This window comes from Arthrobacter mobilis (assembly GCF_012395835.1).
GTDB lineage: Bacteria > Actinomycetota > Actinomycetes > Actinomycetales > Micrococcaceae > Crystallibacter > Crystallibacter mobilis.
Genome location: NZ_JAAZSQ010000002.1, coordinates 469598 through 492842, shown reverse-complemented (window position 1 = coordinate 492842; position 23245 = coordinate 469598). Strand labels below are relative to the sequence as shown.

22 protein-coding genes, 1 other RNA gene and 2 pseudogenes are annotated in these 23245 nt (G+C 68.7%); 10 read left to right on the top strand and 15 right to left on the bottom strand.

The features are described from left to right. Positions 1–42 precede the first annotated feature (42 nt). Positions 43–411: a transfer-messenger RNA gene (ssrA, locus tag HGG74_RS04770) on the bottom strand. A gap of 175 nt (positions 412–586) precedes the next feature. Here ssrA and HGG74_RS04765 point away from each other — a divergent pair. Beyond that, a complete protein-coding gene (locus tag HGG74_RS04765) occupies positions 587–1699 on the top strand; it encodes a carboxylate-amine ligase (RefSeq protein ID WP_246262619.1) in 1113 nt (370 codons plus the stop codon). A 103-nt stretch (positions 1700–1802) separates the two neighbouring features. Here the strand turns inward: HGG74_RS04765 and smpB are convergent, their stop codons facing one another. The 7 genes from smpB to HGG74_RS04730 all read right to left on the bottom strand — a co-directional run bounded on the left by smpB (position 1803) and on the right by HGG74_RS04730 (position 7828). Further along, positions 1803–2273, bottom strand: a complete 471-nt coding sequence (gene smpB / locus HGG74_RS04760) for an SsrA-binding protein SmpB (RefSeq protein ID WP_168485162.1) — start codon at positions 2271–2273, stop codon at positions 1803–1805. 39 nt (positions 2274–2312) lie between these two features. Continuing rightward, positions 2313–3647, bottom strand: coding sequence for a M23 family metallopeptidase (locus tag HGG74_RS04755; RefSeq protein ID WP_312856741.1), 1335 nt, complete (start codon positions 3645–3647; stop codon positions 2313–2315). A 165-nt stretch (positions 3648–3812) separates the two neighbouring features. Next, complete coding sequence (gene ftsX, locus HGG74_RS04750) at positions 3813–4727, bottom strand: permease-like cell division protein FtsX (RefSeq protein ID WP_168485160.1); 915 nt, start codon at positions 4725–4727, stop codon at positions 3813–3815. After that, on the bottom strand, positions 4724–5452 hold the full coding sequence (gene ftsE, locus HGG74_RS04745; RefSeq protein ID WP_168485159.1) for a cell division ATP-binding protein FtsE: 729 nt from the start codon (positions 5450–5452) through the stop codon (positions 4724–4726). The genes ftsX and ftsE overlap by 4 nt, the downstream gene beginning before the upstream one ends. A gap of 295 nt (positions 5453–5747) precedes the next feature. Then, positions 5748–6863 (bottom strand): peptide chain release factor 2, encoded by a 1116-nt coding sequence (gene prfB / locus HGG74_RS04740; RefSeq protein WP_168485158.1) that lies wholly within the window; start codon positions 6861–6863, stop codon positions 5748–5750. Between the two features lie 47 nt (positions 6864–6910). Continuing rightward, positions 6911–7381: a pilus assembly protein TadG-related protein gene (locus HGG74_RS04735; RefSeq protein ID WP_312856740.1), complete on the bottom strand. Its 471-nt coding sequence runs from the start codon at positions 7379–7381 to the stop codon at positions 6911–6913. Next, positions 7382–7828 (bottom strand): hypothetical protein, encoded by a 447-nt coding sequence (locus HGG74_RS04730; RefSeq protein WP_312856739.1) that lies wholly within the window; start codon positions 7826–7828, stop codon positions 7382–7384. It lies immediately after the preceding gene. Positions 7829–8008: 180 nt separating this feature from the next. On the opposite strand from HGG74_RS04730, the pseudogene HGG74_RS04725 reads away from it, so the two are divergent. Next, a pseudogene (locus tag HGG74_RS04725) lies at positions 8009–8248 on the top strand (IS110 family transposase); the annotation flags it as partial. Next, positions 8245–8586: a tyrosine-type recombinase/integrase gene (locus HGG74_RS04720; protein WP_246262618.1), complete on the top strand. Its 342-nt coding sequence runs from the start codon at positions 8245–8247 to the stop codon at positions 8584–8586. The pseudogene HGG74_RS04725 and the gene HGG74_RS04720, both read left to right, overlap by 4 nt. A 146-nt stretch (positions 8587–8732) precedes the next feature. Here HGG74_RS04720 and HGG74_RS21375 read toward each other — a convergent pair. Then, positions 8733–8998 (bottom strand): annotated as a pseudogene (locus HGG74_RS21375) (CpaF family protein); the annotation flags it as partial. A gap of 517 nt (positions 8999–9515) precedes the next feature. On the opposite strand from HGG74_RS21375, the gene HGG74_RS04710 reads away from it, so the two are divergent. From HGG74_RS04710 to HGG74_RS04690, 5 genes are all read left to right on the top strand, one after another. Then, positions 9516–10145, top strand: coding sequence for a signal peptidase I (locus HGG74_RS04710; protein ID WP_312856738.1), 630 nt, complete (start codon positions 9516–9518; stop codon positions 10143–10145). A 74-nt stretch (positions 10146–10219) separates the two neighbouring features. Further along, entirely contained in the window at positions 10220–10873 is a 654-nt protein-coding gene (locus HGG74_RS04705; protein ID WP_168485156.1) for a TasA family protein, read from the top strand. A 36-nt stretch (positions 10874–10909) separates the two neighbouring features. Next, positions 10910–11443 carry a hypothetical protein gene (locus HGG74_RS04700; protein WP_168485155.1) on the top strand — a complete coding sequence of 178 codons (534 nt, stop codon included), beginning with the start codon at positions 10910–10912 and terminating at the stop codon, positions 11441–11443. Between the two features lie 262 nt (positions 11444–11705). After that, the gene (locus tag HGG74_RS04695; RefSeq protein WP_168485154.1) at positions 11706–12344 is read left to right on the top strand and encodes a nucleoside/nucleotide kinase family protein; all 639 of its coding nucleotides are present in this window, start codon (positions 11706–11708) and stop codon (positions 12342–12344) included. A 7-nt stretch (positions 12345–12351) separates the two neighbouring features. Further along, the gene (locus tag HGG74_RS04690) at positions 12352–14172 is read left to right on the top strand and encodes an ABC transporter ATP-binding protein (protein ID WP_168485153.1); all 1821 of its coding nucleotides are present in this window, start codon (positions 12352–12354) and stop codon (positions 14170–14172) included. Between the two features lie 28 nt (positions 14173–14200). Here HGG74_RS04690 and HGG74_RS04685 read toward each other — a convergent pair whose 3' ends face one another. From HGG74_RS04685 to HGG74_RS04660, 6 genes are all read right to left on the bottom strand, one after another. Beyond that, complete coding sequence (locus HGG74_RS04685; RefSeq protein ID WP_168485152.1) at positions 14201–15217, bottom strand: glycosyltransferase; 1017 nt, start codon at positions 15215–15217, stop codon at positions 14201–14203. Between the two features lie 3 nt (positions 15218–15220). Further along, entirely contained in the window at positions 15221–16354 is a 1134-nt protein-coding gene (locus HGG74_RS04680; RefSeq protein ID WP_312856737.1) for a glycosyltransferase, read from the bottom strand. After that, on the bottom strand, positions 16351–17523 hold the full coding sequence (locus tag HGG74_RS04675) for a glycosyltransferase (protein ID WP_168485151.1): 1173 nt from the start codon (positions 17521–17523) through the stop codon (positions 16351–16353). Before HGG74_RS04675 ends, HGG74_RS04680 begins: the two co-directional genes overlap by 4 nt. Further along, positions 17516–18025: a DUF2304 domain-containing protein gene (locus HGG74_RS04670; RefSeq protein ID WP_168485150.1), complete on the bottom strand. Its 510-nt coding sequence runs from the start codon at positions 18023–18025 to the stop codon at positions 17516–17518. The genes HGG74_RS04675 and HGG74_RS04670 overlap by 8 nt, the downstream gene beginning before the upstream one ends. 4 nt (positions 18026–18029) lie before the next feature. Further along, positions 18030–18668, bottom strand: a complete 639-nt coding sequence (locus tag HGG74_RS04665; RefSeq protein ID WP_168485149.1) for a glycosyltransferase family 2 protein — start codon at positions 18666–18668, stop codon at positions 18030–18032. Between the two features lie 80 nt (positions 18669–18748). Continuing rightward, complete coding sequence (locus HGG74_RS04660; protein WP_168485148.1) at positions 18749–19876, bottom strand: glycosyltransferase; 1128 nt, start codon at positions 19874–19876, stop codon at positions 18749–18751. A gap of 186 nt (positions 19877–20062) precedes the next feature. Between HGG74_RS04660 and HGG74_RS04655 the strand changes: the two genes are divergently transcribed. Beyond that, positions 20063–21202 (top strand): glycosyltransferase family protein, encoded by a 1140-nt coding sequence (locus HGG74_RS04655; RefSeq protein ID WP_168485147.1) that lies wholly within the window; start codon positions 20063–20065, stop codon positions 21200–21202. Positions 21203–21372: 170 nt separating this feature from the next. Continuing rightward, positions 21373–23245: Ig-like domain-containing protein (locus HGG74_RS04650; RefSeq protein WP_168485146.1), on the top strand; the 1873-nt coding region annotated here is incomplete at its 3' end.

Here is a 23245-nt window from a genome sequence, read left to right as displayed (position 1 = left end):
ATGTCGCGGGACATCCGTAACCGATGTCCCGCGACATCACATTCGTGGAGATGGGGGGAATTGAACCCCCGTCCGATGTTGTGTTGCCAGGGCTTCTCCGGGCGCAGTTTGCGTCGGGTTTTCTCGGCCCTAGCCATCATGCAAACGAGTGGCTAGCCCGGGCCCAGCCGTCTAAAAGTCCCGGACACTCCAACGGCGAAAGTGTCCAGCAGTGGCCTTCTAAATGACGCCAGTTACCGGGGCGAAGGCGTCCCCGGGCTGACGGACTGAACTACTGCTTAGGCAGCGAGTTCGAAGTCAGTGCGCTTAGATTCGGCACTTATTGGTTTACAGAGAGCGTTTACGAGATAACTCTGCATCCTCGGCCCGCTTCACCTGTCGCGACTAACATCGTCGAAACCGATCATCCCCGTATTCAGTTGCCAATTCCAGTTACCTGCCGGCGACTGTCCGGGCCGAACCCATCTGGTGGCACCGGAGTAATTAGTGTAACCCATGGCCGCACACAAATATTCCGGCCCGCGCCCGGCGGCGCTAGGCTCGTTATAAGTGGCGCCGGCACCGCCGGCACCAGAACAGAGGAGCAATGGCCGCCGAATCCGGCATGATCGCCTTCGGCATCGAGGAAGAATTCCTGCTGCTGGATCCGGCCACCGCGCAGCCGCGCCCGGTGGCCCCTCTGGTGCGCGCCGGTGTTCCGGACTCCGCCGCCGGCGCCTTCCAGGTCAGCCCCGAACTGCTGGCCTGCCAGATCGAGACCGCCACTCCGGTCTGCCACCTGCTCTCGGAAGCTGTCGGTTCGCTGCAGGCATTCCGGTCCGCGCTGGCGGCCGCGGCCGGGCAGGCAGGGGCCGTCGCCGCGGGCATCGGCGTCGTCTACGACGCCGGGCACGCCCCCGCCGTCGTTAGCGACGTGGACCGGTACCAGCACATGCAGGCAAGCACCCCGGCCCTGATCGCGGATGAATACGTGACGGGGATGCATGTGCACGCCGAAGTGGTGGATCCGGACAGCAGGGTGCAGGTGATGAACCGGTGCCGGCGCTGGCTGCCGACGTTCGTGGCGCTGACCGCCAACTCGCCCTACTGGAACGGCGTCGAGAGCGGGTTCGCTTCCTGGCGGAGCATCCTCTACCGGCGCTGGCCCATCCAGGGCGCTCCGCCGGTGTTCCGGGACTTCGCCGACTACCAGGACCGGACCCGGCGGCTAATGGACTCCGGCGTCGCGCCCGATCCTGGATACATCTCCTGGCTGCTGCGGCTGTCGGTCAACTATCCCACGCTGGAGTTCCGCTGCGCGGACAGCCAGCTCACGGCAGGCGATTCGGTGCTGGCCGCGGCGCTGCTGCGGGCGCTGGCCGCCACGGAGGCACGGGACGCGCTCACCCGGCCGCCCGTCCGCCAGCCCCGGCCCGAACATCTGGACATCGCCTTGTGGCAGGCTGCACGGAACGGGCTGGACGGGGCACTCATCGACCTGCGGACGGGGCAGCTGGTGCCCGCCCGGCAGCAGCTGGACGCCCTGCTGGAACACACGCGTGCCGCGCTCGAGGAACTTGGGGACTACGCGCATGTCCGGGAGGAGCTGACCAGGGTGCTGGCGGAGGGCAACGGGGCCCAGCGCCAGCGGCGCGCCATGCACCGGGGCGGGCTGCCCGCATGGCTGGAACTGGCGCGCAGCTCGCTCACGGCAAGCTAGCGCCGTTTGCTGCCTCCCCCCGGTACGCTCCGCGCATGGGAGCCCCTGGCGGCTCTCTTCGGTCCCGCCGCGAGCGAAACGAGCGATGGAAAGACGCGGCGCGTCAGCGCCGGTTGCGCTCCCGCATGGCCCGCAGTGCCTCCCGGGTATCCTGCTTCTCGCGCAGGGCCTGCCGCTTGTCATAGTCCTTCTTGCCTCGGGCCACGGCGATCTCCACCTTGGCCCTGCCGTTCAGGAAGTAGAGCTGCAGCGGGACGATGGTGAAGCCGGACTCGCGGACCTTCTGCGAAATCTTGTCCAGCTCGTCGCGGTGCAGCAGCAGCTTCCGGCGGCGGCGGGCCGCGTGATTGGTCCAGCTGCCGTTGAGGTACTCCGGAATGTAGACGTTCTCCAGGTACAGTTCGTCACCGTAGAAGGTCGCGAACCCGTCGACCAGGGAGGCCCGGCCCTCACGCAGGGATTTGACCTCCGTGCCCATCAGCGCCATCCCGGCCTCGTAGGTATCGAGGACGTGGTAGTCGTGGAACGCCTTGCGATTGGTGGCCACCGCCTTGCGGCCACTTTCCCTGGGCACGGGGCAACTCCTTCGATCAGGTGGAAAGCTCCAGTATAGCTAGAGCAGTCCCGACGGGTTCACTAGCGAGCCGTTGAGCACGGTCTCGAAGTGCAGGTGGCAGCCGGTCGAGTTGCCGGTGGTACCCACGTAGCCGATGACCTGGCCCTGGCCGACGCTCTGCCCGGGGTACACGACCGACCGGGTGAGGTGGAAGTACTTGGTGGCCAGCGCGTTGCCGGCAACGACACCGTGGCTGATCACCACGAAGTTGCCTGCTGCCCCGCCCCACTCGGCGTACATCACGCTGCCCGAGGCCGGCGCCTTCACCGGCGTGCCGCAGCCGGCGGCGTAGTCCAGGCCGGTGTGCATGTATCCTCCGCTGCCGCCAAAGTCAATGGTGCCGGCCGGCGTCGGCCGCCAGCCGAACCCGGAGGAAACCCAGGCCGATACCGGCGCGATCAGGCCAAAGGACGAGGGTTCCGACGGCGCCGCCGGCGGCTTCGGAACGGTGGGGACAATCTGGGGCACCGGCTGGCCCTTGGCTGCCGCCGCTGCCTGCGCGGCCTTGATCCGGGCCTGCTCCCGCTCCCAGGCCTGCTGCGCCGCCTTCCGCTCGGCTTCCGCGCGCCGGCGCCGTTCCTCAGCCTCGCGCCGCTCGCGCTCCTGCCGCTCGGCGATGTCGGCCTGCACCTGGGCGTGCTCGGTTTCGGCCTGCCGAAGCTTCTTCTGGATCTCCGGCTTCCGGGCCTGAAGTTCGTCGGACAGCGCCGAGGTGTCGGCGATGAGCTGGTCCACCTTCTCCTTTTCGGCGGCGGCCTCGTCCCGGGCTGACTGCTCGACGGCGAGGGCTTCCTCTGCCTGCTCCTTGAGGCTGCGGATCTCTTCCTCGACGGCCTCCAGCCGGGCCTGGGCGTTCACGTTCGCGGCGTTCTGCTGGGACAGCCGGTCCAGGGCGGCATTCTGGGTGCGCAGGGCCTGGTCGGCCAGGCTGATGGTGTCGGCCAGGCCTGCCTTGGGCCCGGAGCCGAAGAACAGCTGGAGGTTGGACGGGACACCGCCCTGCTTGTAGGCCTGGGTGGCAATCTGACCGATCAGCTTCCGGGTGTCTTCCATCCGGGCTTCGTCGTCGGCCAGCTGCTGGTTGATCTTGTCCTTGGTCTGCAGGGCCAGATCCACCCGCTGCGACAGCGCGGCCACTTGGGCGGCGGCCTCCTCGACGCGTCCCTGGGCCTCGGCGAGCGCCTGCTGGGCTCCCGGCAGCTGGGTCTGGTATTCCTTCAGCCGGGCAACCGTCTTGACGATGTCCTCGTCCAGGAACTCAAGGGACTGCTCGACCTGGGCGATTTCCTGTTCCAGCGCCTGCTTGCGGTCATCGAGTTCGTCCGCCTGCACAGGACCCGCCGTACTGAGGCTGAGTACGAGCAGGGCTGCCAGGCCTGCGCCGACAATTCCCTGCGGGAGCCCGTTCGGAAAACACTTCTTCCTGGATCGGGCAAAGCGCTCTCCCTGCTTCACGAACCGGCCCCCCGCCTGTTGTTTTGTTGAATCGTCACGAGTCTAGACCTTCAAGTACCGGCGCAGCGTCAGCAGCGAGGAAATACCCGCCAGCAGCGCCCCAAGCAGCAGCAGCCCGGGGGCGATCAACAGCACCGACCCGTCCGAGATGAAGGCCGTGTCCGGGTACTGCTGCGCCAGCCAGCCGCCGATAAAGAAGCGTGCGACCGCCCAGAGCACCAGCGATGCCAGCACCGCCCCGATCACCGCCGCAATCACGCCTTCCAGGATGAAGGGCAGCTGGATCACCGCCTTGGAGGCGCCGACCAGGCGCATGATGCCGGTTTCCCGCCGGCGGCTGAACGCCGAGAGCCGGATGGTGGTGGCAATGAGCAGGATCGCGCAGACGATCATCACCGCGGCAATGCCCACGGCCACCAGGGAGGCAATGTTCATGACGGAAAAGACCCGCTCGAGGATTTCCCGCTGGTCCACCACCACTTCCACGCCCGGCAGCGAGGAGAAGATCTCGTTGATCACCTCGTACTTCTGCGGATCCACCAGGCTGACCCGGAAGGATTCGGGCAGCTGGTCGGCGGTCACCGAATCCACGATCGGCGAATTGGCAAACTGCTCCCGGAAATGCTCCAGGGCATCGGTCTGGGACTCGAAGTGGTAGCTGGCAACATACTGGGCCACCGCAGGCGTTTCCAGTGTTGCCTCGATCGCCGACCGCTGTTCGTCCGTGACCGGGCCGGAGGCGCAGCTGGCCGCTGTTGAGGTTTCCACGCAGAGGAAGACCGCCACCTGGACCTTGTCGTACCAGTAGCCCTTCATCTGGTTGATCTGCAGCTGCAGCATGCCTGCCGCGCCCACGAAGGTCAGCGAAATGAACGTCACCAGGATCACCGAGACGACCATGGACAGGTTCCGGCGCAGGCCGGAGCCGATCTCGCCGAGGATGAATGCCAGCCTCACAGGGCACTCTCCTTGGCTTCGGTGGACGGCTGTCCTTCCTGGGAGCCGACGTAGATGCCGTGGGCCTCGTCGCGGACCATCCTGCCGTCCTGCAGTTCGATCACGCGGCGGCGCATGTGGTTGACGATCACGTTGTCGTGGGTGGCCATGACCACCGTGGTGCCGTTCTGGTTGATCCGGTCCAGCACGTTCATGATCCCCATGGAGGTGGTGGGGTCAAGGTTGCCGGTGGGCTCGTCCGCCAGCAGGATGCCGGGCTTGTTGACGATGGCGCGGGCGATGGCCACGCGCTGCTGCTCGCCGCCGGAGAGCTCGTGGGGCATGCGGTGGTCCTTGCCCTCCAGGCCCACGGTCTTGAGCACCTCGGGAACGGTTTCGCGGATTACTGCCCGGCTCTTGCCGATCACCTGCATCGCGAAGGCCACGTTCGAGGCGACCGTCTTGTTCGGCAGCAGCCGGAAGTCCTGGAAGACGACGCCGATGCCGCGGCGCAGCTTGGGCACGCGCCAGCTGGGAATGTTGGCCACGTTCTGGCCCGCCACGTAGACGGCCCCGCGGGTGGCCCGGTCCTCCTTCAGGACCAGCCGGATGAAGGTGGATTTGCCCGAGCCGGAGGACCCGACCAGGAAGGCAAAATCCCCGCGGTCGATCTCCACACTGACACTGTCCAGTGCGGGCCGCGAATTCTGGTCGTAGACCTTGGTGACGTTGTCGAATCGAATCATGACTGTTGTGTGCCCATATTTCTGCCACCGATGACAAAAGGCCTGCTCGGGGTGCATCGGCCTTTTGACTATAGACATGGCCGCTTGGGATTATCCTGCAGATCGGCAGGCGTGTCGTCCATGGTGAACAGCTGGTTAACAGCCGTGGAAGTGGGATAATTTGGCCTGCGAACCTACCGGTCACCGCGCACCCGCCGCGGCCTGGGCCATGCCGTGCCCGGTCCCGGCATGGCCCTGCGCTGCCGACCTCGCCGGGATTTGCGGCACCCGGCTGGGCCGGTGCCGGTTCTACGCGCTATTCGGCGGCGTTGCGGCTGTTGGCCCGCCAGCGGATGCCCGCGTCGATGAAGTCATCGATTTCGCCGTCGAGCACGGCGGCGGTATTTCCGACCTCGTGCTCGGTACGCAGGTCCTTGACCATCTGGTACGGATTGAGCACGTAGGAGCGCATCTGGTCGCCCCAGGACGCCTTCACGTCCCCGGCGAGCGCCTTCTTCTCGGCGTCCTCCTGCTCCTTCTTCAGCAGCAGCAGCCGGGACTGCAGCACGCGCATGGCGGCGGCCCGGTTCTGGATCTGGGACTTCTCGTTCTGCATGGACACCACGATGCCGGTGGGGATGTGGGTCAGGCGCACCGCCGAGTCGGTGGTGTTGACGGACTGGCCGCCGGGACCGGAGGACCGGAAGACGTCCACCCGGATCTCGTTCTCCGGGATCTCGATGTGGTCGGTCTGCTCGATCAGCGGGATGACCTCGACGGCAGCGAACGAGGTCTGGCGGCGGCCCTGGTTGTCGAACGGGCTGATCCGCACCAGCCGGTGGGTTCCGGCCTCCACCGAGAGCGTGCCATAGGCGTACGGGGCCTTGACTTCGAAGGTGGCCGACTTCAGGCCCGCCTCTTCGGCATAGGAGGTATCCAGCACCTGGGTCGGGTAGCCGTGGCGCTCGGCCCAGCGCAGGTACATGCGCAGCAGCATCTCGGCGAAGTCCGCGGCGTCGACGCCGCCGGCACCGGAGCGGATGGTGACCACGGCCTCGCGCTCGTCGTAGTCGCCGGACAGCAGGGTCACCACTTCGAGGTCCGCCAGCGCCTTCTTCAGGGCCTGCAGCTCCTGCGCGGCCTCGGCGAGGGAGTCGGCATCCTCCTCGCCCTGGCCCAGTTCGACCAGGACCTCAAGGTCGTCAATACGCGAGGCCAGCGTCTCCAGCCGCTCCAACTCGGACTGGCGGTGGGAGAGCTTGGAGGTGATCTGCTGCGCGGCGGCAGGATCGTCCCACAGATCCGGGACGCCGGCCTGCTCGCTCAGTTCGGCGATGTCCTTGCGGATCGTCTCCACGTCGGAGACTGCCTCAATGGAGTCGTAGGTCGCGCGCAGTGCGCGGATTTCTGCGGGAAAATCGATTTCAGCCATGGTTATTCAAGCCTACGCCATGGCGCAATCCCCGCCGTCGTGCGCGGTCACCGGGTCAGTTCGCTCCGGGCGTCACCGGCGGCGGAAATCCGGATACCGGACGGGACAAGGAAGTTAACCACCGGCGGGTGCACCACCGCCGAGAGCGAGACGTGGGCGGTGCGGCCCTCGGGCGAACCGGTGCCGGGACCGACGGCGAGCGCGCTGAACCGTTCCGCGGCCCCGGTTTCGGCCAGGTACCGCTGCGCGGCCCGGCGCACGCCGGCATCGTCGAGCACCGGCAGCGGTGCCCCGGAGCTGTCCTCGACGTCGCCGAGGGTGAAGGTATCGGCCGCGGCCAGGGCCGCGCCGTCGGCCAGGGACAGCAGCTTCTTATGTTCGACGTACACCGCCGAGGCAGCCATCACCACGGTGGCCACCAGCAGGCACAGGACTGCCAGGCCGATGGTCAGCAGCAGCACCTGCCCGTCCTCCGCCCCGCAGTGCCGTCCGGGGCCGACGCGGCGCCGGCCGGGCACCTACCGGTACCTTTCGACGATCTGCGTGGCGCTGGAACTGACCCGCGCGGTGGACATGTCCATGCCGGCCAGGAAGGGCAGGGGCACGTCCAGCGAGGCGTCCACTGTGACGGTCGGGCCGGGCTCGAGGCAGGGCCCGGGGCCGCAGCTGACGGTGATCCGCAGCCGGCCGCCGTCGAACCCGAAGTCCTGCGCGGACAGCAGCGCCGCCTGCTCGGCCCGGGCCCTGCCTGCCGCCGGGCTGTCCGCCGCGGCGAAGACCTTCGCCCCGTGGTCGGCGGCGCTGACCACGGCGAAGGAGCCTGCCTGGACCTGTCCGACGCCGACGATGAAGTACACCACAGGCACCAGCAGCAGCGTGCCCAGGAAGAGGAACTCGACGACGGCGCTGCCGGCTTCAGTGCTGCCGTCTCCTTCCCCCCACGCGCGGCGCAGCCACTCCCCCACCTGCCTGGACCACCTGCCGGCCGGGCGGGGCCGGCACCCGTTAGCGCGGCAGCGGCGCATGGCCCTGGATCCTGAGCACGCCGGATGGGCCCAGCAGGCCAAGCGCCGGCAGCGGCGACGAGACACTCACCCGCAGCATCCGTTCCTGCCCCGAACCGACGGTCTCGGCCGCCACGTCCCGGGCACACCAGCCGGCGCGGGAACAAGAAACTCAAACGCGCCCTGTTCCTCTCCGCCTTCGCCGCCCTGCACAACCCGCCCTCGCGGGCCTACTACGACCGCAAACGCGCCGAAGGCAAACGCCACAACCAGGCCCTCATCGCCCTCGCCCGGCGCCGCTCGGACGTGCTCTTCGCGATGCTCCGCGACGGCACCCTCTACCAGGATCCCGAACCGGGAAAGCTGCCCCCAGCCGCTTGACCAAAACCATAGAGGCACCCCCGAAGGCTCGGGATCCGAAGTACGGATCCGAGCGGGTCATCCACATTCCAGACGCCCTGGTGACGATGCTGGCCCGTCATGTGGAGCAGGTGGGCGTGGGCGGTGAGCAGCAATGGCTGTTCCCAGGCTCCCGTGACCTGCCGGCCCATGTGAACACGATCGGCGAGTGGTGGCGGAAGCTCATGCGCAGCCTTGACCTCGACGGGTTGCGGATGCACGACCTACGGCACTTTTTCGCCTCCGGGCTCATTGCATCCGGTTGTGACGTTGTGACCGTCCAGAGGGCCATGGGCATGCCTCCGCAACAACCACGCTGAACACGTATTCGCATCTTTGGCCCACTGCGGAGGACCGCACCCGGCGGGCTGCAGCAGCCATGATGGAGGACGCTATGGGCAATTTTGCGGACTCTCTGCGGACTGAATCAGCAGAGGTAGGCTCTGACTAAGGCTTTTGCCACCAATGGTGAGTTGATCCAGATCTCCTCGATGCCCGGATCTTCCAGCAGGGGCTGGAGCGGGCCGAAGCCGGCGACCGCGTCGAAGACGGATTCCGTGCCGTGTCGAGCGCGCCAATCGACGGCAAAGTGCCGAGCATGGACCGCTCGTCGTAGTCCGTGACCGCGGCATCGACCAACCGCCGGACCTCGACGGCCTGCCTGGCCGGGTCCAGCCCACGCCGTCGGATCAGCTCGCGGACCTCGTCCTCAACGATCCGGATCGCTTCCATCCCCACCCCCCATTGGTGCACAGCACCGGCCGGACAGCCGCAATGACCTGAGGCTGCATGGCCGCTGGCTGAACGTTTTCCCTGACCAGAGGCTAGATGACCTCTGCAGGGCCGGGTCACCCCGGGGGAAAGGATTGTGGATAAGAATTTCCCAAGGTTTTTCCAAGCTTTTGCGCTGGACAACCGAAAGCTGCCGGCGCTGCCGAATCCGGCGGCCAGGACCAGCGGTTCACCGCGGCCCCTGGCCGTGGTGCAAACCCGCAGGTCCAGCGTCTGCATGACGGATGCCGATCCACAAACTGCCGATTTCGGGTTCGTTCCCGGCGGCCCGGCTTCTGAAAAAGCCCACCTTTGGCATCCGGATCGGTGTCCTGTTACTCGCCCGGGGAATCGGCTACCATCCACGTACTAACGAATTTGAACGTTTAACTGTTGCTGGGGGAAGCAGTGCCGGGCGTGCTGCACCGCTGTCCCCGGCACTGACTGTTGGGGACAGAAAAGAAATGGATATTACCCAGTGCCGCCTCCCGCCGGGGGGCCCGGCCGAGGACCGGACACGGTGACGGTCGGGACCGCGGCGCTCTCCGCCGAAAACGTGCCTGCGTCCAGGCCGTGTCCAGGGCGACGCCGGAAGCCACGCCGGCTCTCCCGGGGACGATGGCTTGTTGGCACCACACTCACTGCTTTCGTAGTCGCACTCTCCATGACGGTCGCCGTGGTCGCACCGCTTCTCGGTATTGGTTTCTCATCGGTCCTGACCGGCAGTATGCGTCCCGCCCACGCGCCGGGGGATCTGCTCATTACGTACCCCGTCACAGTGAACGACCTCAAGGAAGGCCAGGTAATCGTGTTCACCCCGCCGGACGAGAACGCTCTGTTCGCACACCGGATAGCTTCGATCCAAACGACGGCGGCCGGCCCGGTCCTGGTCACCAAAGGTGACGCGAACCCGGCCCCGGACGCGTGGCGACTGGCCGCCTCCGGTCCCCGCATCCCCGTCGTGGTCGCATCATTGCCGCAGCTGGGCAGCGCGCTCTCATGGCTGCAAAGTCCGCCCGTGCGCTCCATCAATGTCGCGCTGCTCGGCCTGCTGCTCACTGCTGCCAGTGTCATTGGCATCCTGCGCCAGCCCGTCCGGACAGCCTGAAACAACGTATGAAACCCGCTGGTGCCCGCGGCCCCTCTGTCCGCGGCCGGCTGATGAACCACCAGGAGATTTCCGTGAATAAGCATGTCCAGACATACCCCCGCCCGGGCCGGGGGCGCCTTGTCGCGGCCACCGCCGTGGGCGCCCTTGGCCTCGCCGTAACCGTTGGCGGAGTCTACGCGTCGCTGAACGCAACAGCCTTCAACGCAACTGCCCAGGACGTAGGCAGCGGCACGCTTGAACTCACCATGGCGAACAACGGCACCGGTTTCAGCCAGCAGATCGCTGACCTTGCGCCCGGCGACAGGGTCAACAGGTACGTCAGCCTCACCCAGGACGGATCCCTCGGCGGACGGAACCTGACCCTGTCCGTGAGCGACGCGACGCCGACAAAACTGACCACGGATGCCACCAACGGCCTCAAGGTAACCGTCAGCGCCTGCACCGGCGGCACATGGAATGCCACCGACGGGACCTGCAGCGGCACCGTGCAGCCGCTGCTGGGCAGCACGGCCCTGGCCTCCCTCGCCTCCACTCCGGCAGCGGTGCTCAGCGGTCCGCTCGCAGCCGGAAGCGTGACCCATTTGCAGATGAGCCTGGTTTTGCCGGATCAGACAGAAACCACGGTCAACGGGACACTTCCGGCAAACACCATCCAAGGACTCTCCGCCAAGCTGACCTGGACCTTCACCGAGCAGCAAAGAGAGGCCAGTACCGCCAACGGCTGAGTTTTTCCAATGCCTGCCCGGGTGATCAGGAACAGGGTGGCCGGCGCCGCGATGGCGGCCACCCTGTTCCTTGGGTATGCCGCCGAGCCGGTTGCCGCACATGCAGATGCCAGGCTCCAATCGGGGCCGCAAGGCGTTTCCTCCGGCATCTGGGGTGCTGTGGCCACCACCGCCACACAGGCTCCCTACGGAAGCGGGCCGCTCGCGCTGAGGTTCAATGCTTCCTTGCTGGCCGCACCACCGCCGCAGTTCTTCACCCTCGGCAACACCGGAACGCTGCGCCTTACCGGGGCGACCTTCACTGCTACGGCAAGCACAGGGACGGCAGTCCTGGAAGTCTGCAGCACCGTTTGGAACGAAACCAACAACACTTGTCCCCAAGGCACCGTCACCGAGGTTGCCCGGAGCGGCACAGCCGCCTACAGTGCATCGATCAGCCCCGTCAATGGCGGCGGATCGACACGGGTACGGGCCCGTGTAACCACTGCGATCATTTCGGCCTCCGACGTTGGTGTTTCCGTGTCCGTCAGCCGGGCCCAGGTACGTACTGCCATCGTTGCCGACCAGTGACAGTAGAGTGGCACGCCGCAGCCAGGAAAAGCCGTTCCAGCCCGGTACGCTGGTGACGGAGCCACAGGGATCATCCGCAGCACCACCAAGACCCTCGGCCCGCGCTGCCGGCTGTTCCGCGGTACAGCCGGTTTCGGAGATCAGGCCGGTACCGGCGCCGGCACCGTCTCTGGCCGTGAGCAGGTGCTCCGCGTCCGGGTAGGATGTTGGCTGCCCGCCAAACCCGCACCTTCAGCGAAAGCCACCTGCACGCCGCCGGCCGATGACCATCCAGAACCTCCTTGAACGCGTGACCTCCCTGGCAGCTTCCCCGGGAGGGCGCACCGTCATCGGCGTCACCGGCGCCCCCGGGGCCGGCAAGACGACCCTCGTCGAGGCCCTCATCCGGGAACTGAACGCGGACACGCCCGTGCCCGAACACCAGCGTTACGCTCATGTGCCGATGGACGGGTTCCATTTGTCCGACGCCGAACTGACCCGGCTGGCACTGCTCGGGCGCAAAGGGGCGCCGGAGACCTTCGACGTCTACGGCTATGCAGCAATGCTCGCACGGCTGCGCACGGATCGGGAACACGTGGTGTATGCCCCGGGTTTCGAACGCCGCCTGGAACAGCCCATCGCCGGGGTCGTTCCGGTGTTTCCCGGCGTCGAAACGGTCCTCACGGAAGGCAACTACCTGCTGCTCGACCAGCCTGGCTGGCATCTGGTCCAGGAGCAGTGCACGGAAATCTGGTACTGCGACCAGGATGATGCGGTGCGGATCCAGCGGCTGACCGAACGGCACGTGAGGTTCGGGAAAACCCCTGCTGCCGCCGCGGCCTGGGTACGGGACGTGGACGAACGCAATGCCGGGCTCATCCGAGCCACCAAGGACCGCGCGGACCTGATCATCTACTGTTGAAGCCAGTATGAACAGCATTTTCAAGATCATCGGTCCGTTGCTGCGGACCCTGCCGGAGGGCAGCCGCCGTTTCCTCACCGGCTACGGTGCCGCATCCGCCGCGCTGGCCCTGCTCGACGTGGTGGCGCTGGGCCTGGTGGCGGCGCTGCTGCCGGGACTGGTCGGCGGCACGGACGTGGTGTTCCCGGTGTTGGGCAACCTCACCGAGCAGGGCCTGGTGCTGCCGCTGCTGGGCGCCATCTGCCTGCTGATCGTGTTCAAGGGCGTGCTGGCCGTGCTGCTGCTGCGCTTTGCCACTCGGCGCTTCGCCCGGCACGAGGTAGCCATCGGGGACCGGCTGTTCGCCGCCTACCTGGCCTCCCCGTGGGAGCAGCGGCTGGGCCGCAACTCTGCCGAAATCGTCCGGTCGGTGGACGTGGGTGTGGGCATCACGGTCTCAGGGGTGCTGATGCCGGCAATGACGCTGTTCGGCGAGCTTGGGACCCTGGTGGCCGTCGTCGTCGTGCTGTTCATCGCCCAGCCGCTGATCGCAGTGGTGACAATGGTGTACCTGGGGCTGGTAGCGCTGCTGCTGGCCCGGGTGATCTCCCCGCGGGCAGTGGCCATCGGCCAGGAAAACCGCGAATGGTCCAACCGCACCGCGAAGGTCCTCTACGAGGCCCTCGGGGCGCTGAAGGAGATCACGCTGGCCGGCCGCGGCCCGGAAGTCCAGGCGCAGGTGCATGCCACGCGGACCAAATCCGCGCAGGCCCGTGCGGCGGCAATCCAGATTTCGCAGATTCCGCGCTATATCCTCGAGACCGCCCTGGTGGTCGGCTTCGCTCTGGTGGGCGGCGTGGGGTTGACCACCGCCGGGCCCGCCGGGGCGGTGAGCGCCGTCGGCCTGTTCGCCATTGCCGGCTTCCGGCTCATTCCGTCGCTGACCCGGATGCAGGCGGTGCAGTCCTCGGTCAACACCAGCGCGTCCTTCGCCACCCAGATCGTCAAGGACATCAAGGACGGCGAGGAGCAGATGGCCCGCCGCAGTGCCGAACGTCCGCAGCGCGAACTGCCTGCGGCTGCGGCCGACCTTGTGCTCGAGCAGGTGTCCTTCAGCTACCCCGGCGCCACCGCCCCGGCCTTGCGGGATATCAGCATCCGGATTCCGGCCGGCAGCCACGTGGCGTTCGTGGGCTCCTCCGGGGCCGGCAAGTCCACCCTGGTGGACGTGCTGCTGGGGCTGCTGGAGCCCGACGGCGGGCGGATCCTGGTCGGCGGCGAGCCGCTGGAGTTCGTGCTGGAGTCCTGGCGGCGGCGGATCGGCTATGTGCCGCAGGAGGTCTCGCTCTTCGACGCCTCCGTGGCCCAGAACGTGGCGCTGGCCTGGGACCCAAAGAAAGTGGACCGGGCCCGGGTGGAAACCGCGCTGCGCCGGGCGCAGCTGCTGGAGACCGTGCTCGGGCGCGAGGGCGGCATCGACGCCCTGGTCGGCGAGCGCGGCATTGCCCTCTCCGGCGGGCAGCGCCAGCGGCTGGGCATCGCCCGGGCACTCTACGACGACCCGCTGGTGCTGGTCATGGACGAGGCCACCTCGGCCCTGGACACCGCCACGGAGGCGGCCGTCACGGCGGCGATCAGCGAACTGCACGGACAGGTCACGGTGATCACGGTGGCACACCGGCTGTCCACCATCCGCAACGCCGATGTGGTGTTCTTCATGCGCGACGGGACAGTTGCAGCGTCCGGGACGTTCGACGACGTCGTGGCCCGGGTGCCGGACTTCGCACGGCAGGCGGCGCTCGCCGGGCTGGCCACCCGGGGCGAGGCTGGAGACAGCACCGCCGGCTAGGAACCGGCTCCCCTGCCGGAGGCCTGGCTCAGCGCTGCCGGCTCCCGGCCAGGCCGCGGTAGAGATCCGCCAGCCGGGCCACCGCCTGCTGCGGCGAGTGGTGGGCCTGCACCCACGCGCGCCCGGCCAGCTTCGCGGACGTTCCGGCCGGGTCGGCCAGCGCCGCCATGGCCTGGGCCGCCAGTTCCCCGGGTCCCGAACCGCGCAGCACCGGCGACGGCCCCGGGTAGAATCCCTCCCCCAGCGGCATGGCCACCGGCACCCCGATGGCCACCGCCTGCAGTTCGCTCATGGCCAGGATGCCCGCGCTCTGGCCGATGACGCAGTGCGCGGAGGCGAGCCAGCGCAGGTACTGTGGCTTGGGCATCCTGGGCAGCAGCTTCACCCCGAGCGCGGCGGCCTCGCCGGCGGCGCCGCCCCAGTCCAGTCCCTGCAGTTCCACCTCCGGGCCGGCAGCCGCGGCCAGGGCCTTGGCGGTGTCCAGTTGGGCGGCACCGCCCTTGGCCTCGTCCCAGCGCGAGGCGAAGACTACCCGGGGCCGGGCTGCCGGCGCCCAGGCAGGCAGTTCCTCCAGATCCGCCGGGTTGGGCAGGTAGAGCGCGTCCGGCCGGGCCGCCTGCGCGTGCGGGCGCAGATCGGGGGTGGAGTAGAGCACGGCGGCGGCATGGTCCGCACCCCACTGCAGTACCGGCCGGCGCGCCGGGTCGTAGTACTGGGTCCGGATGTCGGTGCCGTGGAAATGCAGCACGAACGGCCGGTGCGGCCGGGACCTGACAATGCCCAGCCGGGAGCCGGAATGCACGTGCAGCAGGTCCGCGCGCAGGATGCCGGCGGCACGGGCCGCCTGCCAGTACGCCTCGGCCAGCAGGCGCCGCGCCCGTCGGCCGGGGCCGTTGGGCGGGTCCGGAAGCAGGGCGGCGTCGGCTGGCGGCACTGTGTTGAACTGCCTCCAGGGCAGGTGCTGCCGGCGCCCGTAGCGCACCAGCGTGGCGCCCACGTCCGCGGCGTCGTACAGGTGCAGCACTTTCGGGTCCGTTCCGCCCATCCGTCAGCGTCCGTCCAGCAGCGCGGCGATGGCGGACTCCCAACCCAGGTTCTGGTGCTCGGAGGACAGTTCCCGGGCCGCCTGGTGCGCGTTGCGCTTCCAGGCATCCACACTTTCGGGGGTCAGGGAGTCCAGGACCTCGCGCAGCGCCTCGGCGGAGAAGTCGCGGGTGACGGCGCCGAGGTCGTGCCGTTCGAGCAGGGCGTGCATGGCGGGCGAGGGCCCGATGACCAGCCCGGTGCGGGCCTGGACGGCCTCGAAGAACTTGTTCGGCAGCGCGTGGGCGAGGTTGAAGTTGGTGGGCGGAATGACCGAGACGGACACGTCGTATTCGGCCACGGTGTCCACCAGCTTGGTATACGGGACCGGGTCGCGGAACCGTACCCGCGGCAGGCTCCGGCCCAGTTCCTCCAACTCGGCCACGTAGGCCGGCTCGTTCGGCATCACGATCAGGTCCAGCTCCACATGCCCGGGGGCGGTCCGCATGGCTTCCATGATGTTTTCGATCTTGCGGTAGCGCTGCCCGGCCGAGCTGTAGATGAGCCGGATCGGCAGCTGCGTAGGGCGCGGTTCCTTGTCCGCGTACGGGGCGGCATTAGTGACCACGCCGGCGGCGACGCCGAAGTCCTTGCGGTACTGCTCGGCGATACCCTCGGAGACGGTGGTGACGGAGGCGGCCTGCGGCAGGTAGGTGCGGCAGAGCCAGCGCACGTACGGGGCAACCAGGGCCCGCCAGGCGGGCTTGTTGAAGTGCTCCTTGGGCGCGAATTCGTGCAGGTCGGCGTGCACGCCGCGGGCCGGGGCCAGGCTGAGCGCCAGCGGGAGGGTGTTGGCGTCATTGGCCAGCACGGCGTCGAAATCCCGGCCGCGCAGCTGCCGGCGGGCCTCTGCCACCGCCGCAATGCCCCAGTAGACATCGACGTACCGCCGCAGCAGCAGCCGCCGCGGATCGCGCGGCCAGGACGGCATTGCCCGATCCAGTTCGATGTGGTCCGCGACGCCGTCCGGAGCCGGGCCGAAGCCGCAGGTGGCCACGCGGTACCGCCGGCGGAAGAGGTCGATCTGCTTGAGCACCCGCGGGTCGCTGCGCAGCGGGGACAGGGACAGGATCAGCAGGGTCCGGTCCGCTTCGCTCACGTGGCGTCCTTTCGTTCCGACCGGCCGGCGGCCCGGCACACCCGGTCCAGGCCTGCGGCGAGCAGCGAGTTCAGGTTGGTCCGCAGCGGCGATTCGCCGCGGAAATTGTCCGGCCAGCGCCGGGTGAGGCTGCGGGCGACGACGCCGGCGGCCTGCCGCCGGCGCAGCGCCCCGGCCACGGCGGCGCTGCCGGGCACTTGCCCGGCCTGGCCGCGCACGGCCAGCAGCAGCGCCTCGTCCGGGGCCGAGAGCAGCCGCGACGCGCCGGGAGCCAACTGGGTGATCGCGGTGATGACCCGGGAAAGTTCGGCGCGGTCCTCGTCCGTCCAGCCGAAGTCCGGGCCGCGGCGCAGAGCCGCGCCGACCACGTGCCCGCGCAGCAGCTTCACCGCCACCGCTTCCCGGGACTTGTCCGGCAGCCCGGTGAGCCAGCGGGCGGCAAGCAGCCGGTCCAGGTCGCGGAACTGTTCGGCCAGCGGCAGGACCGCCGCCGTGACGCGTTCGCCGCCATCCTCGCCCACCACATAGCAGGGTGCCCCGGCCGGGTAGGCGATCGGTTCGCCACTGAACCACAGGCGCAGCCCGAATTCCAGGTCCTCGCCGGTCCGCAGCCCCGGCGCCAGCCGCAGGCCGAACCGGTCCACTGCCTCGCGCCGGATCAGTCCCAACGGCGCGGTCCGGTAGGCGAGCCCATCCTTGACCGGATCCACCCGGCTGCCGCGCAGCACGCGCGCGCGGGGGGTCAGGATGCGCCGCCCGCCGCGGGTGCGCATCGGGGCAATGACCGCCAGGGCAGGCATGGTCCCGTCCGCGGCAGCCCGCCAGGCGTCCAGGGCGCCGGGTTCGAGTTCGTCGTCGGATCCCATGAGCGCCACCCAGGGCGCCTCGGCGTGGCGCAGGCCGAAGTTGAACGGGCCGGCCGGGGAGGGGATGCCGTCGCGCAGCTTCAGCACCCGCACGGTGCCCTCGGGCAGGCCGTCAGACAAACCGTCGAGGGCTTCGCGGACCGGCGACGAGTCCATGTTGTGGCAGACCACCGTGGCACGCACCGTGCCCGGCGTCCCGGCCGCCAGCACGGAGGCCGCTGCCCGGCGCACGGGGCGCTCGCGGGCGTGGACGGCGATGATCACTTCCACCGGTTCCATCCGGTCCGTTGCTGCCTCAGCCACCGGCAGGCTCCGTCCGGGTTTCCCGGTCCCGCGCGGGGCCGTCGTCCACAGGCCTGCCCCCATGCACCGGCGGGATACCGCCGTCGTCCTCGGGAACCGCGCCTCGTCCGGCTGCCGTGCTGCGCTGCCCGCGGACACCCGGGCGCAGCGGGCTTTCGGCCACTTCCGCCGGCTTCGGGGTCTCGTCCAGGGCGATCCGCCGGGCCAGCTTGGTGATGCGGGCCTCAAGCTGGCGGGTGCGCTGGGCCGAGGTGGCCATGTACAGCATGAAGAAGACGATCAGCGCGTACAGGACCAGGTCCGTGCCGCGGCCGATTCCAAGCAGGTTGGCCAGCCGGGTCAGCAGCGTCGGGAAGAACACCGACAGGGCCGCCGCCAGTGCAAAGAAGGCCAGCAGGATGCGCCGCACGGCCTGGTACCGGGCATTGCCGGCACCGCGCATGAGCGTCACCGTGCCGATCACCACGGCAAGGAAAAGCAGGAGCTGGACGATGATGATCATGGGCTCACCTGAAGAAAAGGTCCGCGAGGATATTGACGCCGTTCAGCAGGGACTGACCTTTCGCCTTGGAGTATTCGGTGTAGATGATCTGGACCGGATGCTCCACCAGCCGGGGCTTGAGCTCGGCGAGCTGGTGGATCAGTTCGGAAGCATGCGCCATCCGGTCCTGGCGCAGGTCGATCCGGGCCGCCACGGACGCGGAGAAGGCACGCAGGCCGTTGTGCGCATCCGTCAGTTCCAGTCCGGTGGTCAGCCGCGACTGCAGCGCGGCCGTGCGCAGCACCAGCCTCTTGAGCCAGGACACCTCCGAAGCGCCGCCCAGGAACCGGGAGCCCAGGACCACCTCGGCCTCGCCGGAGCGGATCCGGGCCACCATCGCCCTGGCATCGGAGACCCGGTGCTGGCCGTCGGCGTCGAAGGTGACCACAGCGTCCAGTTCCGGATCCTGCAGCGCGTATTCGATGCCGGTCTGCAGGGCGGCGCCCTGGCCGAGGTTGACCGGGTGCCTGACGACGACGGCACCCGCCGCGGCGGCAATGGCACCCGAGCCGTCGGTGCTGCCGTCGTCGACGCAGACGACGTAGGGAAATTCGTCCAGCAGCCCTTCGAGCACAGATTTGATGACGGTGGACTCGTTGTACATTGGCACAACAACCCAGCAACGACTCACCTGCCCAGTATTCCACACGTGGCCGGCGCCTTCCGCCGCCGGCCGCCGGAACGTCAGCGGGCAGCGGTTGCTGCTGTTTCAAGATAATGCTGTTCCAGCTCCGCGCAGCTGCCGGCCAGGCTCCGGTGTTCCTCGGCGAACCGCCGGGCCGCCTGGCGCATGTTCCGGTGCTCGGCAGCGGAGAGCCGGAGCAGGTCGCCCAGCGCCGCCCGCAGCCCCGGATAGTCCCCCTCGGCAGCCAGCAGGCCGGAAGCGCCGTCGTCGACCATTTCCGGGATGCCGCCGCTGCGGTAGGCCAGGACGGGCGTGCCGCAGGCCTGAGCCTCCAGCAGGACCAGCCCGGCCGCCTCGCGCGCTCCCCCGGCCTCCTGGCTCGGGGCCACCAGCAGGTACGCCTGCTGCATCCAGCTGCGGATCTGCTCCCGGGGCAGCCGGCCGAGGAACTCGATGTGCGGATGGCTGGCGGCCTGCTCCTGCACCGCGTCGCGCAGCGGGCCGTCGCCGACCACGACCAGGCGGTGGTGGGCGCGCCGCCACACCGCCAGGGAGGCGTCGATCAGGTCCCGGATGCCCTTCTGGGTGTTCAGCGTGCCTACGAACAGGACCACGGGCGGCTGCGCGCTGTCATGCTCCCGGCCGGGCACGAAGTAATCGGTGTCCACGCCCTGGTAGTGCACCTGGATCTTGGCCGGGTCCAGGCCCAGTGCGGCCGCGCGGCCGGCCAGATAGTTGCTGACCGCCAGGATGCGCCGGCTGTGGGCGGCAGCGGCCAGCACATTGCGGTGGTGCCATTGGGCCATCAAGGTGTCGGCCGGGTTCGCCAACGAAACGATGTCGGAGCCGTGCAGGGTGGTCAGCAGCGGGGCCCCGGACTGCCGCGAGGCGTTGACCGCCGGCAGCGACCAGGTGGCGAAATGCTGGTGAATCAGGTCCGGCCGGTACCGGCGCACCGCCAGCGTCATCAGCGGCATGAACGCCGGAATCATCAGCTCGCGCTGTCGGAAGCCCAGTCCCGTCCGGGGCACGAAGTCGGTGACCGGCACCGTGACCGACTCGTCCCGGATGTCGGCGGCCAGGGTGAACACCCGGAAGTCGTGCCGGTCCGCGAGCTGCTGGGCATGGGCCGTGGCGAAGTACGTCGGCGGGATGCGCAGCGTGCTCTTGGTGATCGCAATCTTCACAGGTCTTCCTCAACGGTAGGCGGCCCTGGCAGTCATATTAGCGGCGCAACGGCAATAATAAACCGGTTAACCCTACCGTCCCGGCGGCACTGGGCCGGCGGGTAGGCTGGATGCTGCCCGGCACCGGAGCAGCAGCTCCGCCGGGCACCCCTCACGGCCGCACGGCCAGGACAGCAAGGAGCAGGTTTGGCGGCACGGATCCTGTGCATCTCGTTCTCCGACATCGCCGCGGATTCGCGCGTGCTGCGCCAGCTGGCCTTGCTGGCCGAGGCCGGGGAAGTCACTACCCTGTCCTACGGCAGCCGGCCGCCGGGTGCCGGCACGCACCTGGGGATCGATCCGGCCCTGCCCTCGCTGCCCCAGACGCCGGCCGGGGTCCTGAAGCTCGGGTTGCGCCGGCACGGCGCCGTCGAACTTGAGGCACCCGCGGTCCGCCAGGCCCTGGAACTGGTGGCGGGCCGGCAGTTCGACCTGGTCGTGGCCAACGAGGCCCGGGCCCTGCCGCTGGCCCACGCCGTCGCCGGCGGCGCCCCGGTGTGGGGCGACATGCACGAGTGGGCGCCGGAGGAACGGGCCCACGTGCTGCCCTGGCGGCTGCTGGTCAAGCCGTACATGTACGCCGTCTGCGCGAAGTACCTGCCGCGCACCGCGGCCGTGACCACCGTCAATGCCTCCATTGCCGCACTGTACACCGAGCAGTTCGGCTGCCCGGTCGAGGTGGTCCGCAACGCCGGGCCGTTCCGGGACCTGGAGCCCTCGGCCCCGGTGCCCGGACGGATCCGGCTGGCGCACAGCGGCGCCGCGGTGCCCGGACGCAACCTCGAGGGCACCATCGAGGCGGTCAAGGCGCTGGATGAGCGCTTCAGCCTCGACCTCTACCTGGTCAAGGCGCGCGACGGCGGACGCTACTGGCAGCGGCTGCGGGAACTGGCCGCCGGCGATGCCCGGATCACGTTCCACGACGCAGTGGCCCCGGACGCGCTGCCGCGGACGCTGAACCAGTACGACGTGGGAGTGTTCAGCCTGCCGCCGCAGACCACCAACCACCGGCTGATGCTGCCGAACAAGTTCTTCGATTTCGTCCAGGCGCGCCTGGCGCTGGTCTTCAGCCCGTCCCCGGAGACATCGCGGCTGATGCGCGAACACGGTCTCGGCGTGGTGGCCGACGATTTCAGTACACCCGCGCTGGTCCGGGCGCTGTCTGCCCTGACTCCGGAACTGGTGGAGCGCTACAAGGCCAACACGCACCGGGCGGCCCGGGCCTTGAGCTCGGCCGAGGACGAGGCCGTCACGCGCGGGATCCTCCGCCGGCTGCTGGGGAGCTGACCGGCGGCGGAATCCCCCGCCCCACTATCCAAGGTTTCACCAAGCGCCACGGTGCACAGTTATCCCGCACCACCCGGATATCACCCCACGATCCCGGACAGCACTTTGTGAGGACCAAGATGCGAACAACCCCAGCACCATCGCCCAGGAAAAAACCATCATCAACCCACGTGCTGAGCAGTGCCGTGACCACCGCGCTGCTCGCCGCGACCCTGACCCCGCTGGCAGCCGTGCCGGCACACGCCGACCTGGCCGGACGGGGGCCCGTAGACCCCCAGAACGGCTACCCCATGTGGTACTCCGACGGCAGCGTCAAGCTGCAGCTGTGCTACACGGCCGAGCTCAACTGCCTGGCCACGCCGCCGAATCCCGGCCCGGTGTCCTACCCGGACAACTTCCCCGATGAGTCGTTCTGGTTCGCCGCCGAAGCCAGCGGCGGCAACCTCAGGCTCTACGAGGCGGCCCTCGAGGCAGCCCATGCCAACGAGGCTGTCATCCCCGGTGACCAGATGGGCTTCGCCCGGCTGCGCTTCCGCCTGGTGAACCTTGATCCCGGCAAGGACTACACCATCACCCACCCCTATGGCGTCCACGTGGTCACCGCCGGGGACGACGGTACGGTCTTCGAGACCATCGACGAGGGCGCATGTGAGCCCGCCCCGGACGACCCCTGTGACTGGGACCGGGTGGGCGCAGCCTTCCTGGGCGACTACAAGGTTGGCACCACCGCCAGCTTCCTGCGCCAGGTCAATGCGCCCGCGGGCACATTGGGCGACCCCACCACCGACGCACCGGTGACCGGGGCACCGTCCGGAAACAATTTCGTCACCGTCACCGGGCCGAATGTGGGCGGGGACGGAATCGACACCCTGACGGTGGATACCTTCGCCATCCAGGGCGTGATTTTCGACGGCGTGGACGGCGCACCGAGCACGCCCGACCTGGCTGCCGCCAGCGACAGCGGCCGCTCCAGCACCGACAACATCACCAACGCGGCCACGCCGACCTTCACCGGCACCGTCCCGGGCGAAAGCACCTCGGCCGCCACTGTGGAGCTGATGGTGGACGGGGCCGCGGCACCGGCTGCGTCCGCTGCCGCCGTCGACGGTGCGTACTCGATCCAGCTGCCCACCGCACTGGAGCCGGGCGTGCACAAGGTGCAGGCGCGCACCGCCAATCCGGCATACACAGTGGATCCGGTGACCGGCGAGCCTACCGACCCGTCGGTGCCCCAGTACCTGACGTCCCAGACCCTGAGCTTCACCGTGGACACGGCCGCGCCGGCCGCCTCCGTGGTGGCTCCCTTCCCGTCCAACCCGTCGCTGGACAATACGCCGACGCTGAACTTCACCGCCAATGAAGCCGGCGCCAGGTTCGAGTGCCAGCTGCTGCCCAGCAATTCCACGTGGGATCCGAGCTGCGCGTCGCCGAAGACCTGGGATGCCCAGGTCAACGGCAACTACGTCTTCAACGTCCGGGCCACGGACGTTGCGGGCAACGTCGGGGAGGCTGCGAGCCACTCCTTCCGGATCGGACCGGCGGATACCATCGCCCCGTCCGTCCCGGCACGCACCCCGGCGGCCGAGGCAACCGAGGTCGGCCTGGACAGCAACGTGACGGCCAACTTCAGCGAGGACGTGGTAGGCGTCTCGGACTCGACCTTTACGCTGAAGGACGCGGCAGGAACGGCCGTCCCAGCAACCGTGACCTACGACCAGGCCTCCGGCAAGGCAACGCTGGTTCCGGCGGCCAACCTGGCCCCCGGAACCGTCTACACCGCCACCCTGACCGGCGGCGCGTCGGCGATCCGGGATACTGCCGACCTGCCGCTGGCCACCACGAGCTGGTCCTTCACCGCGGCCGCGGCACCCACCGTCACCGCGCGCACCCCCGCCACAGATACCACCGACGTAGCCATCGGCGGCAACATCTCGGCGACCTTCAGCAAGACCGTCACCGGCGTCAGCGGGACCACCTTCGTCCTGAAGGATCCTGCCGGCACCACTATCCCGGCGGCAGTCAGCTATGACGCCACCACCCGTG